The sequence below is a fragment of the Janthinobacterium sp. HH102 genome (assembly GCF_001758625.2).
Lineage (GTDB): Bacteria > Pseudomonadota > Gammaproteobacteria > Burkholderiales > Burkholderiaceae_D > Janthinobacterium.
Genome location: NZ_CP062062.1, coordinates 6,229,107 through 6,243,589, shown reverse-complemented (window position 1 = coordinate 6,243,589; position 14,483 = coordinate 6,229,107). Strand labels below are relative to the sequence as shown.

The 14,483-nt window shown below is 63.1% G+C and carries 13 protein-coding genes; 12 read left to right on the top strand and 1 reads right to left on the bottom strand.

Annotated elements, in window-relative coordinates:
• Positions 1-6: 6 nt before the first annotated feature.
• The 8 genes from JAB4_RS28410 (at position 7) to JAB4_RS28380 (ending at position 7,354) form a co-directional block, all read left to right on the top strand.
• The gene (locus tag JAB4_RS28410; protein ID WP_070220705.1) at positions 7-732 is read left to right on the top strand and encodes an amino acid ABC transporter ATP-binding protein; all 726 of its coding nucleotides are present in this window, start codon (positions 7-9) and stop codon (positions 730-732) included.
• Positions 733-760: 28 nt separating this feature from the next.
• Entirely contained in the window at positions 761-2,218 is a 1,458-nt protein-coding gene (locus JAB4_RS28405; protein ID WP_070220703.1) for an amidohydrolase family protein, read from the top strand.
• A gap of 149 nt (positions 2,219-2,367) precedes the next feature.
• Complete coding sequence (pyrC, locus tag JAB4_RS28400) at positions 2,368-3,420, top strand: dihydroorotase (protein WP_070220701.1); 1,053 nt, start codon at positions 2,368-2,370, stop codon at positions 3,418-3,420.
• A 6-nt stretch (positions 3,421-3,426) separates the two neighbouring features.
• On the top strand, positions 3,427-4,242 hold the full coding sequence (locus JAB4_RS28395) for a DUF3025 domain-containing protein (protein ID WP_070220699.1): 816 nt from the start codon (positions 3,427-3,429) through the stop codon (positions 4,240-4,242).
• 3 nt (positions 4,243-4,245) lie between these two features.
• Entirely contained in the window at positions 4,246-5,250 is a 1,005-nt protein-coding gene (locus JAB4_RS28390) for a Gfo/Idh/MocA family oxidoreductase (RefSeq protein WP_070220697.1), read from the top strand.
• The gene (locus JAB4_RS28385; protein ID WP_070220695.1) at positions 5,247-6,461 is read left to right on the top strand and encodes an MFS transporter; all 1,215 of its coding nucleotides are present in this window, start codon (positions 5,247-5,249) and stop codon (positions 6,459-6,461) included. Before JAB4_RS28390 ends, JAB4_RS28385 begins: the two co-directional genes overlap by 4 nt.
• Positions 6,461-6,586: a hypothetical protein gene (locus JAB4_RS30995; protein ID WP_255206293.1), complete on the top strand. Its 126-nt coding sequence runs from the start codon at positions 6,461-6,463 to the stop codon at positions 6,584-6,586. Before JAB4_RS28385 ends, JAB4_RS30995 begins: the two co-directional genes overlap by 1 nt.
• Before the next feature lie 177 nt (positions 6,587-6,763).
• Complete coding sequence (locus JAB4_RS28380; protein WP_227742063.1) at positions 6,764-7,354, top strand: transposase; 591 nt, start codon at positions 6,764-6,766, stop codon at positions 7,352-7,354.
• Positions 7,355-7,488: 134 nt separating this feature from the next.
• Here JAB4_RS28380 and recG read toward each other — a convergent pair whose 3' ends face one another.
• Entirely contained in the window at positions 7,489-9,591 is a 2,103-nt protein-coding gene (gene recG / locus JAB4_RS28375; protein WP_070220693.1) for an ATP-dependent DNA helicase RecG, read from the bottom strand.
• Positions 9,592-9,768: 177 nt separating this feature from the next.
• Here recG and queA point away from each other — a divergent pair, with 177 nt between their 5' ends.
• The 4 genes from queA (at position 9,769) to secD (ending at position 14,457) form a co-directional block, all read left to right on the top strand.
• The gene (gene queA / locus JAB4_RS28370) at positions 9,769-10,824 is read left to right on the top strand and encodes a tRNA preQ1(34) S-adenosylmethionine ribosyltransferase-isomerase QueA (protein ID WP_070220691.1); all 1,056 of its coding nucleotides are present in this window, start codon (positions 9,769-9,771) and stop codon (positions 10,822-10,824) included.
• Between the two features lie 2 nt (positions 10,825-10,826).
• Entirely contained in the window at positions 10,827-11,966 is a 1,140-nt protein-coding gene (gene tgt, locus JAB4_RS28365; RefSeq protein ID WP_034745502.1) for a tRNA guanosine(34) transglycosylase Tgt, read from the top strand.
• 196 nt (positions 11,967-12,162) lie between these two features.
• On the top strand, positions 12,163-12,495 hold the full coding sequence (gene yajC, locus JAB4_RS28360) for a preprotein translocase subunit YajC (RefSeq protein ID WP_034745505.1): 333 nt from the start codon (positions 12,163-12,165) through the stop codon (positions 12,493-12,495).
• A gap of 96 nt (positions 12,496-12,591) precedes the next feature.
• Positions 12,592-14,457, top strand: a complete 1,866-nt coding sequence (gene secD / locus JAB4_RS28355) for a protein translocase subunit SecD (RefSeq protein WP_070220688.1) — start codon at positions 12,592-12,594, stop codon at positions 14,455-14,457.
• Positions 14,458-14,483: the final 26 nt, after the last annotated feature.

Sequence of the window (14,483 nt, the reverse complement as noted above, 5' to 3'; positions counted from 1 at the left end):
AACAAGATGATTGAACTCAATAACGTCAGCAAATGGTATGGCCAGTTCCAGGTACTGACCGACTGCACCACCAACGTCGCCAAGGGTGACGTGATGGTCATTTGCGGCCCGTCCGGCTCCGGCAAGTCGACCCTGATCAAGACCGTCAACGGCCTGGAACCGATCCAGCAGGGGCGGATCATCGTCGACGGCATCACCGTCAACGATCCGAAAACGAATCTGTCGAAACTGCGCGCGCGCATCGGCATGGTGTTTCAGAATTTCGAGCTGTTCCCGCATCTGTCGATCCGCGAAAACCTCACCATCGGCCAGATCAAGGTGCTGGGCCGCAGCGCCGACGAAGCCAATGCCAAGGGCTTGAAATACCTGGACCGCGTGGGCCTGCTGTCGCAGCAGGACAAGTTCCCCGGCCAGCTGTCGGGCGGCCAGCAGCAGCGCGTGGCCATCGCCCGCGCACTGTCGATGGACCCGATCGCCATGCTGTTTGACGAGCCGACATCGGCGCTCGATCCGGAGATGATCAACGAAGTGCTCGACGTGATGGTGGGCCTGGCGCAGGAAGGCATGACGATGATGGTCGTCACGCACGAAATGGGTTTTGCCCGGCGCGTGGCGAACCGCATCGTCTTCATGGACCAGGGCAAGATCATCGAGGATTGCAGCAAGGATGACTTCTTCAACACGACGCGCTCGGACCGCGCGCGCGATTTCCTCGCCAAGATCATCCATTAATTTTCCATCACCTTGAAGTTGAGTACGCATGCCTGACATGAAACACATCGCCGGCGCCATGCTGGCGCTGGGCTTGCTGGCCCATGCCCACGCGGCCGACAAGATCGCCGTCGACATCGCCCTGCGCGACGCCACCCTGATCGACGTTGCCGCCGGTAGCAGCGTCAACGGCAAGACCGTGCTGCTCAAGGGCGACCGCATCGTCGCCGTCGTCGATGACGCGCAGCTGCGCAGCTACGCGCCGAAGCGGACCATCCGCCTGCCCGGCAAATATCTGATGCCGGGTCTGTGGGACACGCACGTGCATTTCGGCGGCGGCCCGGAACTGATCGACGAGAACAAGCAGCTGCTGCCTTTGTACCTGGCACACGGCATCACCACGGTGCGCGACTGTTCGGGCGACTTGCCCGACACGGTGCTGGCATGGCGCCGGCAGATCAACGCGGGCCAGCTGGAAGGTCCGACGATCTTTACCTCTGGCGCCAAGCTCGAAGGCCTCAAGCCGCTGTGGAAGGGCACCATTGAAGTGGGCACGCCGCAGGAAGTGACGCGCGCGCTGGACGGCCTGCAGGCGCAGCAAGTGGACTTCGTGAAGATCACGGAAAACACCCTGAAGCCGGAGTTGTACCTGGAAGCGCTGCGCCAGGCGCGCGAACGGGGCATGCGCACTTCGGGTCATATCCCCGTGCAGCTCACGTTGGAGCAGATGGCCGATGCGGGCCTGGGCACGATCGAACATCAATCCTACCTGCTGCGTGCCACCACGCCGCGCGAACAGGAGCTGACGGATAAGGTGGCCGCCGGCGCGATGACGGGCAAGGAAGCCATGCGCGAAAGCCTGCAAAGCTACGACGAGCCGACGGCGCGCAAGGCCTTCAGCTACCTGGCCGCGCGCGGCACGGCCATCGTGCCGACCCTGTGGGGTTCGCGCGTAACGGCGTATCTGGACCGCGAAGACCATACGCACGATCCTGCCCTGCAGTACATCGGCAAGGGCTTGCGCGCCACCTACGACTGGCGCGTGCAGCGCGCCGCCAAGGATGGCCCGGATGCGATCGCCCAGCGCCACGCGCAGTTCGAGCAATCGGCCAAGCTGCTGCCCATTTTGCAGCAGCAGGGCGTGAGCATCATCGCCGGCACCGATGCGGGCTTCTTGAATTCCTTCGACTATCCGGGCCAGGCCCTGCACGATGAAATCGGCCTGTATGTGCAGTACGGCCTGACGCCGCAGCAAGCCTTGCAGTCGGCCGTCATCAACGGTCCCCGCTTCCTGGGCAAGCTGGAGCGCTACGGCAGCGTGGCGGCCGGCAAGGCGGCCGATTTGCTGGTGCTCGACGCGAACCCGCTGCAGGACATCGGCGCCACGCGCCGGATTCGCCTGGTGGTCAGCCGTGGCCAGGTATACGACCGCGCCAAGCTGGACCAGATGCTGGCCGAGATCCGCGCCTGGGGGGCGAAGCAGGAGACTGCGCCGGCCAAGTCCTGATGCTCTTCATTCTTTTAGTTAAAACGGCCGGGTGATACCGGCCGTTCTGCCGTTTCCCCGCCAGCATGCGCGGGCTCTCCCGGCCGGCGGGACGGTCCTGCGGCTGGTAAAATGGCGCTATCCGCAATGACCGCCTGAGAGCAGCCGCCATGTCCACACTCGATCACACCCCAGATTCCATCACTATCACCCGTCCAGACGACTGGCATTTGCACCTGCGCGACGGCGCCGTCATGGCCAGCGTGCTGCCGCACAGCGCGCGCCAGTTCGGCCGCGCCATCGTCATGCCGAACCTCAAACCCCCGGTTACCACCACGGCCGATGCCAGCGCCTACCGCGAGCGCATCCTGGCCGCCGTGCCGGAAGGCGTGAACTTCGATCCGCTGATGGTGCTGTACCTGACGAACAACACCTTGCCCGACGAAATCCGCCGCGCGCAGGACAGTGGCATCGTGCAGGCCGTGAAATTGTATCCGGCCGGTGCCACCACGAATTCCGACCTGGGCGTGACGGATTTGAAGAATTGCTACAAGGTGCTCGAAGTGATGCAGGAAGTGGGCATGCCCTTTCTCGTGCACGGCGAAGTGACGGATCCGGAAATCGACATTTTCGACCGCGAAGCCGTCTTCATCGAGCGCGTGATGCGCCCGCTGCGCAGCGCCTTCCCGGCCCTGTCCGTCGTGTTCGAACACATCACCACCAAGGATGCGGCGCAGTATGTGGCCGAAGCGGAAGGCCCGATCGCCGCCACCATCACGGCGCATCATCTGCTGTACAACCGCAACGAGATTTTCAAGGGCGGCATCCGTCCCCATTACTACTGCCTGCCTATCCTGAAGCGCGAAGAGCACCGCCTGGCACTGATGACGGCCGCCGCCAGCGGCGACGAGCGCTTCTTCCTCGGCACGGATTCGGCGCCGCACGCGCAAGGCGCCAAGGAAATGGCTTGCGGCTGCGCCGGTTGCTATACGGCCCTGCACGCGATGGAAATGTATGCGGAAGCATTCGAACGGGCCGGCGCGCTCGATAAGCTCGAAGCGTTCGCCAGCTTCCACGGCCCGGCCTTCTACGGCGTGCCGCGCAACACGGACACCATCACCCTGCGTCGCGAAAGCTGGACCTTGCCGGCCTCGCTGCCGCTGGGCGACAGCCACGTCATTCCGCTTAACGCGGGCGAGCAGATCAACTGGAAAATGGTCTAAGCGTTCATGCTGCCATCGATAGACTGGACCCGTCCCTGGTTTGCCACGGTGCTGCCGGCGCGACGGCAGCTGGACCTGCAGCGCGACACGGTGATCGTCGCGCTGAATGGCCGGGCGCGGGCGCTGGACTTGCGCAATCCCACCGGCCTGCCGCTGTGCTTTGTGCCGCAAGCGGACCTGCCCGAAGGCGTGGCCTACGAGGAGTTCATCGGCGCCACGGGCGGCGTGCCCACGCGCGACAATCTGCACGATTTTTTCAATGCGCTCGTGTGGCTCACTTTCCCGCGCATCAAGCGGCAGTTGAATGCGCTGCAGGCGGCGCAGATCGCCCTGTCCGGCGTGGGAAAATCGCGCGGTCCCGCGCGCGACGGCGCGACGATTTTTGACGAGAATTCCGCCTTGCTGGTGCTGCGCGACAGCGATGCCGGGCGCGCGCTGGAAACGGCACTGCGCGGGCACGACTGGCGCAGCGCATTTATCGCGCAGCGCGAGAAATTTGGCGCGGGCGGCGACGCCGAAGTCTGGCTGTTCGGCCACGCGCTGATGGAAAAACTGGTGGCGCCGCGCAAGGCCATTACGGCGCACACGCGCGTGATCTTTGCCGGCGACGCCTATTTCACGCTGGACGATGTCGCACGCCGCGCCTGGCTCGACGAGCGGGTGGCGCAAGACCTGGCGCAGCAAGGCCTCACGACGGCCGACTTCACGCCGCTGCCGGTGCTTGGTTTGCCCGGCTGGTGCGAAGACCAGGACGACGATTTTTACAATGACGCGGCGGTGTTCCGCCCGAAGCGCAAGGCAGCAGGCGCAGAAAGAGAGTAGAACATGGAGCATACCGTCCGCTGGGGCATCCTCGGCACTGGCAAGATCGCCCGCGCGATGGCCAATGGCTTGCGCGATGCGCCCGGCGCGCAGCTGGCGGCGGTCGCCTCACGCAGCAGCGCCGGCGCGCAAGCCTTCGGTACCGAATTCGGCATCGAGCGCTGCCACGGCTCCTACCAGGCGCTGGCGGACGATCCTGGTGTGGACGTGATCTACATCGCTACGCCGCACACCCTGCATGCGGAAAATGCCCTGATGTGCCTGGCCGCGGGCAAGCACGTCGTGTGCGAAAAGCCGTTCACGATGAACGCGCGCGAAGCGCAGGCCGTGGTCGATATGGCGCGCGAGAAAAAACTGTTCTTGATGGAAGCCATGTGGAGCCGCTTTCTGCCCGCCGTGCAGGAAGCCAAACGCATCATCGCCAGCGGCGAAATCGGCGTGCTGCGGCAGGTGCAGGCCGATATCGGCTTCGTTGCCCATTTCCCGCCCGAGCACCGCATCTTCAATCCCGAACTCGGCGGCGGCGCGCTGCTCGACGTGGGTATTTATCCGCTGTCGATGGCGGCCTTCTTCCTCGGCCCGGTATCGCAGGTGCAGGCGCTGGCCGAGATGGGCGCCACCGGCGTCGATGAACAGGTGGTGTTTTCGCTGCTGCACGCGGGCGGCGGCACCTCGTCCTGTGCCTGCAGCCTGCGCGCGCAGACGCCGACGGAAATGACGATTTCCGGCAGCCTGGGCCGCATCCGCCTGCCCAGCCGTTTTTACAAGCCCGACCACCTGATCTTCGAAGCGATGGATGGCGCACGCCGCGTCGTCGCCGCACCGCACCTGGGCAACGGCTACGCGCACGAGGCCATCGAAGCGATGCGCTGCATCCGCGCCGGCCTGCTGGAAAGCCCCGTCATGCCGCACGCCGACAGCGTGGCGCTGATGCAGAACCTCGACACCATGCGCGGCCAGATCGGCCTCGTCTACCAAGCCGACCAGGCGAGAACAGGAACCCCATGACATCGCACGCATCGCGTCCCAGCCTGAAAACCGTCCTCATCGCCAGCGGCGTCGTGCTGACCCTCGCGATGGGCGTGCGCCACGGTCTGGGCTTCTGGATGCAGCCGATCTCGCAAGCGAACGGCTGGACGCGCGAAACGTATTCGCTGGCGCTGGCCATGCAAAACCTGATGTGGGGCGTCTTCGGCCCGTTCGCCGGCATGGCGGCAGACCGTTTCGGCACCATGCGCGTCGTCATCGTCGGCGCCATCAGCTACATGGCCGGCCTCGTGTGGATGGCGCTCGTGACGCAGCCCACGCTGTTCATCGTCGGTTCCGGCATCTTCATCGGCCTGGCGCTGGCCTGCACGGCCTTTGGCGCCATCAGCGGCATCATCGGCCGCAGCGCGCCGCCCGAGCAGCGCTCGTGGGCCTTCGGCATTTCGTCGGCGGCCGGCTCGTTCGGCCAGTTCCTGATGATGCCGGTGGAGCAGCAGCTGATCTCCGCCGTAGGCTGGCAAAACGCCTTTTATGTGCTCGCCGCGCTGGTGCTGCTGGCCATGATCCCGATGGCCTTCTACCTGCGCGAGCCGCCCGTCTCGCACGCCAGCGGCCCGCAGCAAAGCATCGGTGCCGCCTTCAGCGAAGCCATCGCCAGCCGTTCGTTCTGGCTGCTGCTGGCCGGCTATTTTGTCTGCGGTTTCCAGCTGGTCTTCATCGGCGTGCACTTGCCGGCCTACCTGAAGGACCAGGGCCTGATGAACCCGAACATCGCCGTCACGGCGCTGGCCCTGATCGGCCTGTTCAACATCGTCGGCTCCTACTATGCGGGCAAACTCGGTGGCAAGATCGCCAAGCGCTACCTGCTGTCTGCCATCTACGTGACGCGCGCCGTGGTCATCACCGTGTTCCTGCTGGCGCCATTGTCGGCATGGTCCGTGTATCTGTTCGCCGCCGGCATGGGCGTGCTGTGGCTGTCGACCGTGCCGCTGACGAACGGCATCATCGCCGGCATCTTCGGCGTGAAGCATCTATCGATGCTGGCCGGGATGGTGTTCTTCTCGCACCAGGTGGGCAGTTTCCTCGGCGCGTGGCTGGGCGGCTACCTGTACGAGCACCAGGGCAGTTACCACGTCGTGTGGATGATCACCATCGGCCTGGGCTTGCTGGCCGCGCTGATCAACCTGCCCATCGACGAGCGCGCCGTCAAGCGCGTGGCGGTGGCCGCGTAATGGCCAGCTGGCGCACATGGCTGTGGCGCCTGGCTGGCGCCGCGCTGCTGGCTCTCGTCTTCCTCGCCTATCTGCGCCCCGACTTCATGCTCGACCTGGCGAACCGCTTCTGGATGTGCATGTAGGCTGCGCGGGCGCAAGGCCGTTTGCGAAAAGCGGGATTACGCTGGAAGTCGGATTACACTGAAAGTCGGATTACGCTACGCTAATCCGACCTACCCGACCTATTGCGGTGTCTTTTCGCGTAGGTCGGATTAGGCCGCAGGCCGTAATCCGACAACACCCCGAAATAAGCAATACCGATGACGCTCAGGCCGCAGGCCGTAATCCGACAACACCCCGAAATAAGCAATACCGATGACGTTCAGGCCGCAGGCCGTAATCCGACAACACCCGAAACCATGCGATATCGACGCGCATTCCAGCCTGGCGGCAGCTTTTTCTTCACGGTGGTGACGGCACACCGCCGGCCCGTCTTTACTTCGGAAATTGCCGTGGCTTTGCTCAGGGACGCTTTCCGCGCCGTGCGCCAGAAGCGGCCATTCGCTATCGACGCCATCGTCATCTTGCCCGATCACTTGCATTGCATCTGGACTTTGCCTGAAGACGATGCCGACTTCATGACGCGCTGGCGATTGATCAAGACGTGGTTCAGCAAGCATGCAGGATTGAAAGACGTTTGGCAGCATCGCTACTGGGAGCATGTGCTACGCGACGAGCGCGACTTTATAAAGCATGTCGATTACATCCATTACAACCCCGTCAAGCATGGCTTGGCGAGTAAAGTCATCGATTGGCCGTATTCCAGTTTTCACCGGTATGTGGAGCACGGCATGTGTGCAGAGGATTGGGGCGGGGATGTCGTAGACATGACAGGTGTTGGGCGGGAGTGAAATGTTGTCGGATTACGTCAGAAGTCGGATTACGCTACGCTAATCCGACCTACCCGACCTATGGCGGTGTCTTTTTGCGTAGGTCGGATTAGCGCGCAGCGCGTAATCCGACAGCACCTGAAAGCAATACCGGATTACACCTTCAAAAACTCTTCCTTGCCACCCAGCCAGCGCGCCAGGTGCGCTTCCACGGTGGCTGCGGCGGCCGCCGTGGTGGCGTGCAGCAGGTCGTGCGCCACGTCGCGGGCCTGGTCGACCAGCCATTGGTCCGTTTCCAGGTCGGCGAAGCGCAGCATGGCCTGGCCGGACTGGCGCGCGCCGAGGAATTCCCCGGGACCGCGGATTTCCAGGTCGCGGCGGGCGATTTCAAAACCGTCCGTCGTTTCGCGCATGGTCATCAAGCGCTGGCGCGCCACGCCGCCCAGCGGTCCCTGGTACAGCAGCAGGCAGACGCTGGCCGCCGAGCCTCGGCCCACGCGGCCGCGCAGCTGGTGCAGCTGCGACAGGCCGAAGCGCTCGGCGTGCTCGATCACCATCAGCGAGGCGTTCGGCACGTCGACCCCCACCTCGATGACGGTGGTGGCCACCAGCACGTGGATATGGCCGGCGATGAAAGCGTCCATCACTTCCTGTTTTTCCGCCGGTTTCAGGCGGCCGTGCACGAGGCCCACCTGCAGCGCGGGCAGGGCTTCGGCCAGCATCATGTAGGTGTCGGTGGCCGTCTGCAGCTGCAGCGCTTCCGATTCCTCTATCAGCGGGCAGACCCAGTACACCTGCCGGCCTTCCAGCGCGGCCGCATACACGCGGGCGATGACTTCGTCGCGCCGGTTCTGGTCGATGGCGCGCGTGACGATGGGGCTGCGGCCGGGCGGCAGCTCGTCGATCACGGACACTTCCAGGTCGGCGTAATACGTCATGGCCAGGGTGCGCGGGATGGGCGTGGCCGACATCATCAGCTGGTGCGGCACGGCCGCGCTGTCGCCCTTGTTGCGCAGGGTCAGGCGCTGGCCCACGCCGAAGCGGTGCTGCTCGTCGACGATCACCAGGCCCAGTTTGGCAAACAGCACGTTATCCTGGATCAGCGCATGCGTGCCGATCACCAGCTGCGCTTCGCCTGATTCGATCAGGGCCAGCGCCGCCGTCTTTTCCTTTTTCTTCAGGCTGCCCGTCAGCCACGCCACCTTCACGCCCAGCGGTTCCATCCAGGCGGCGATCTTGCGGAAGTGCTGCTCGGCCAGAATCTCCGTGGGCGCCATCAGCGCGGCCTGGTAGCCGCTGTCGATCGCCTGCGTGGCGGACAGGGCCGCCACGACCGTCTTGCCGCTGCCGACGTCGCCCTGCAGCAAGCGCTGCATCGGATACGGCTGGCGCAGGTCGGCGCGGATTTCCTCGAGCACGCGCGCCTGCGCGCCCGTCAGCTTGAAGGGCAGGGCGGCGCCGAAGGCTTCCGACAGGGGGCCGACGATGGGCAGGGACGCCGCGCCTTTCGAGCGGCGCGCGCGCTGGGCGCGTTTGAGCGACAGTTGCTGCGCCAGCAGTTCATCGAACTTCATGCGCACCCAGGCCGGGTGCGAGCGGTCCATCAGCGCGCTTTCATCGATGTCCTGCGGCGGATAGTGCAGTAGGTGCACGGCGGCGCGGAACGGCGACAGCTGCATCTCGCGCAGCAGCTGGTCCGGTAAGGTGTCCTGCCAGTCGATGCGGCGCATGGCGTCGGCGATTTCGCGGCGCAGCACGTGCTGCGACAGGCCTTCGCCGGACGGATACACGGGCGTGAGCGCCGTGGGCAGCGGCGCGCCCTCGTTGACCACCTTGTACGTCGGGTGCACCATCTCGGCGCCGAAAAAGCCGTGCTTGAGTTCGGCGCGCGCGCGCACCCGCGTGCCTTCGGCCAGCTGCTTGACCTGGCTGCCGTAGAAATTCATGAAGCGCAGCAGCAAATTGCCCGTTTCGTCGGCGATTGTCACGAGCAATTGCTTGCGCGGCTTGAAATTGACTTCGCACTTGGTGACGATGCCTTCCACTTGCCACGACTCGCCGCCGCGCAGGCAGGCGTCGCGGATGGTGTAGACCTTGGTTTCGTCCTCGTAGCGCATCGGCAGGTGCAGCACCAGGTCCATATCCGTGCGCAAGCCCAGTTTGGCCAGCCGGCTTTCCGTGCTGACCACTTTTTTGGCGGCTTTCGGCTTCGCGGCCGGCTTGGCTGTGGGAGGAAGATCGGGCTTGGGATCGGACATATGCAAGGTTTTGGTGCCGCTAGCGTAAAATAGAGGGTTGTCCGGCACACCCTGTGCGTACCGCAGTCGTAGTTGTTGCGGCGGATTATTGTAATGCCTGTATAGGCGCACAGTATAGTGCCAGATGTTCCATTGCGCACTCCTAATCATTTTTGACGTACTTTTGAAGCAAAACGCATGTATTCGCTTTCCGATTTCGATTTTAATTTGCCGCAAGAAAACATTGCGCAAACTCCGTTGGCCGAGCGCAGCGCCTCGCGCCTGTTGCATCTGGACGGCGAGACCGTGGTCGACCGCCAGTTCGCCGACATCGTAGGACAGCTAGCCGCGGGCGACCTGCTGGTGATGAACGATACGCGCGTACTCAAGGCGCGCTTCTTTGGCGTCAAGGAAAGTGGCGGCAAGATCGAGGCGCTGGTCGAGCGCGTACTCGATGACCGCACCGTGCTGGCCCAGGTGCGCGCGTCGAAGTCGCCGCCGCCCGGCTGCCGTATCCGCCTGGCCGACGCCTTCGACGTGACGGTCGGCCAGCGCGCCGGCGAATTCTTTACCTTGCACTTCGAGGCCGACGTGTTCGAACTGATCGAGGCGCATGGCCGCTTGCCGCTGCCGCCCTACATCGAGCACGATGCGGACGAATTCGACGAAACGCGCTACCAGACGGTCTTCAACAAGGTGCCGGGCGCTGTCGCCGCGCCGACGGCGGGCCTGCATTTCGACCAGGCCCTGCTCGACCAATTGAAGGCCAAGGGCGTCAACTTTGCCTATGTGACCCTGCACGTGGGCGCCGGCACCTTCCAGCCCGTGCGCACGGAAGTGCTGGCCGAACACAAGATGCATACCGAGTGGTACACCATGCCGCAGGAAACCGTCGACGCCGTGCGCGCCGCGCAGCAGGCCGGGCGCGACGTGGTCGCCGTCGGCACGACCAGCCTGCGCGCGCTGGAATCGGCCTCGCAAAGCGGCCAGCTGGTGGCGGGCAGCGCCGATACGGCCCTGTTCATCACGCCCGGCTATGCCTTTAAAACGGTGACGCGCCTGATTACCAACTTCCATTTGCCGAAGTCGACCCTGCTGATGCTGGTGTCGGCCTTTGCCGGCTATGAGCCGATCCGCAACGCCTACGCGCATGCGATCGCGCAGAACTACCGTTTCTTCAGCTATGGCGATGCGATGCTGCTCACCACGCAATCGCGCGCCGCACTGAACCTTGATACTCCCGTGAAAGACTGACCATGCTGGAATTTACATTACTCAAGACCGACACGAGCGGCCTGACCAAGGCACGCCGCGGCACCTTGAAACTCAACCATGGCGTCGTGCAGACGCCGATCTTCATGCCAGTGGGCACTTACGGCTCCGTGAAAGCCATGTCGCCGCTGGAACTCAACGAGATCGACGCGCAGATTATTTTGGGCAACACTTTTCATCTGTGGTTGCGTCCAGGAAACACCGTCATGGAAAAATTCGGCGGCTTGCACGGTTTCATGGGCTGGAACAAGCCGATCCTGACGGATTCGGGCGGATTCCAGGTATTTTCGCTGGGCGCCATGCGCAAGATCACGGAAGAGGGCGTGCATTTCAATTCGCCCATCAACGGCGATAAACTGTTCCTGTCGCCGGAAGTGTCGATGCAGGTGCAGCGCGTCTTGAATTCCGACATCGTCATGCAGTTCGACGAATGCACGCCGTACGAAATTCAGGGCCGCCCGGCCACCATCGAGGAAGCGGCCAAGTCCATGCGCATGTCCTTGCGCTGGGCGCAGCGCTCGAAGGATGAGTTCCACCGCGGCGAAAACCCGAATGCGCTGTTCGGCATCGTGCAGGGCGGCATGTTCGAAATGCTGCGCGACGAGTCGCTGGCCAAGCTCGAAGAGATCGACTTCCCCGGCATCGCCATCGGCGGCCTGTCCGTCGGCGAGCCGAAGGAAGACATGATGCGCATGCTGGCCCACGTGGGTCCGCGCCTGCCGGCCAACAAGCCCCATTACCTGATGGGCGTGGGCACGCCGGAAGACCTGGTGGCGGGCGTGTCGAACGGCATCGACATGTTCGACTGCGTCATGCCGACGCGTAACGCCCGCAATGGCTGGCTGTTCACCCGTTTTGGCGACATCAAGATCAAGAATGCCAAGTACAAGGAAGACCAGGCGCCGCTGGACGAAACGTGCAGCTGCTACGCTTGCCGCAACTTCTCGCGCGCCTACCTGCACCATCTGCACCGCTCCAAGGAAATCCTCGGCGCGCGCCTCAATACCATCCACAACCTGCATTACTACCTGGACCTGATGCGCCAGATGCGCGAAGCGCTGGACGAAGACCGTTTCCACGCGTTTACGCTGCAATTCCATGCGGAACGCGCACGCGGAACTTAAGAAAACCTTAGCTTGCGCCCTGGCGGCAGCATGGCCGGAAGTTTTGTGTATTGGTGCTTGGACGGGGGCGAGAAAGCATTGCATAATGCCTTTTTAGCCCCATTTGAAGCTGCCATGCCTGCAATTGGGGGCTTGGCGGATTGCCAATGCTAGAATACAGCGCTATTTTTTCAAACTGATTAGAACTGGAGTCACCGTGTTTTTCATTTCCAACGCTTATGCGCAAGCCCCAACCGACGCCCTGGGCCTCGGCGGCAACCTGACCAGCTTCCTGCCGCTGGTATTGATGTTCGTGGTCATGTATTTCCTGATGATCCGTCCACAGCAAAAACGCGCCAAAGAACAACGGGCGATGATGGACGCGCTGGCCAAGGGTGACGAAGTCGTCACCGCCGGCGGTATGCTGGGCCGTGTTGTCAAGGTAGTGGACGCTTACGTCACCATCGAAGTGGCGACCGGCACCGAAATCACGGTGCAAAAGAGCTCCATTACCACCTTGCTGCCTAAAGGCACCCTGAAGGCGCTGTAATTCCTCGCTGTCATTGCCCCGGCAATGATTGAACGGGGCGGCTACCCGCCGCCCCTCGCGACGCCTCCGACGCTCAACACTGAACGCTGAATCAATATGAATCGCTATCCTGCCTGGAAATACATCATCATCGTCGTCGCCTTATTGCTGGGCGCACTTTATACGGCACCCAATTATTTCGGTGAGTCACCGGCGCTGCAAGTAACCAGCGGCAAGTCGACCGTCAAGGTGACGGGCGAGCTGATGACGCAAGTCGAGCAAATATTGACGAAAGAGAACGTCAAGTCGGAAGGTGTCACCATGGATGGCGCCGGCAACCTCGCCTCCGTGCGCGTGCGTTTCGCCGATCCCGATACCCAGTTCAAGGCGAAACTGGTGCTGGAAAAGGACCTCAATCCCGATGCCAGCGACCCCGCGTACATCGTGACGGTCAACCTGCAAGCCAATACCCCGATGTGGATGCAAAAATTGCATGCCTTGCCCATGTTCCTGGGCCTGGACTTGCGCGGCGGCGTGCACTTCCTGATGCAGGTCGATGCAAAAGCAGTATTGAACAAGAAAGTCCAGGGCGTCCAGTCCGCCGCGCGTAGCGTGTTGCGTGACAAAAATATCCGCCATGCGGGCATCGAGCGCGTGGGCGACAGCGTGCAGATCAACTTCCGCGACGCGGAAACGCGCCTGAAGGCAAAAAATGTGCTGTCCGACCAGATGTCGGAACTGGCGTTCGCCGATGCGGGCGAAGGCAGCGATTTGAAATTGAACATCACCCTGAAGCCGGCCGCCCTGAAGGCGACCATCGACGAAGGCGTAAAACAGAATATCTCCACCCTGTCCAAGCGCGTCAACGAGCTGGGCGTGGCCGAGCCGCTGATCCAGCAGCAAGGTCCCGACCGCATCGTGGTGCAACTGCCTGGCGTGCAGGACGTGGCCCGCGCGAAAGCCATCATCGGCCGCACGGCGACGCTGGAAGTGCGCCTGGTCGATGAAACCATCGTGCCTGGCACCGAACTGTCGAGCGCCATCCCGTTCAACTCGGAACTGTTCACCGTCGGCAAGGGCGTCCCTGTCGTGCTGGCGAAAGACGTGATCCTGACGGGCGACTATATCTCCAGCGCCACGGCCAGCTTCGACCAGAACCAGCAAGCGGCCGTGTCGATCGACCTGAACGGCGACGGCGGACGCAAGATGCGCGAAGCGACGCGCGAACGCGTGGGCAAGCGCATGGCCATCGTGCTGTTTGAAAAGGGCAAGCCGGAAGTGCTGTCGGTGGCGACCATCCAGCAGGAACTCGGTTCGCGCTTCCAGATCACGGGCATGGGCGGCGCGGAAAACGCGAATGAACTGGCGCTGCTGCTGCGCTCGGGAGCCCTGTCCGCACCGATGACCGTCATCGAGGAACGCACGATCGGACCGCAGCTGGGCGCGGAAAACATCGCCAAGGGCTTCCACTCGACCTTGTACGGCTTCATCGCCATCGCCATCTTCATGATCGCCTACTACATGCTGTTCGGCGCCTTCAGCGTGCTGGCCCTGGCCACCAACCTGCTGTTGCTGGTCGGCTTGCTGTCGATGATCCAGGTGACCTTGACCTTGCCAGGTATCGCCGCTATCGCGCTGGCGCTGGGCATGGCGATTGACGCCAACGTGCTGATCAATGAACGTATCCGTGAAGAGCTGCGCGCCGGCAATACGCCGCAAGCGGCGATCGCCGCCGGCTTCGACCGTGCCTGGGCCACGATTCTGGACTCGAACGTGACCACCCTGATCGTCGGCCTGGCGCTGCTGGCCTTCGGCAGCGGTCCCGTGCGCGGCTTCGCTGTCGTGCATTGCCTGGGCATCCTGACCTCGATGTTCTCCTCCGTGTTCGTGTCGCGCGGCGTGGTCAACCTCTGGTATGGCCGCAAGAAAAAGCTGACGACCTTGTCGATCGGCACGGTGTGGGTGCCGGGCACCAGCAAATAAGCGACGGCCCAGCCTTACCCAATAGC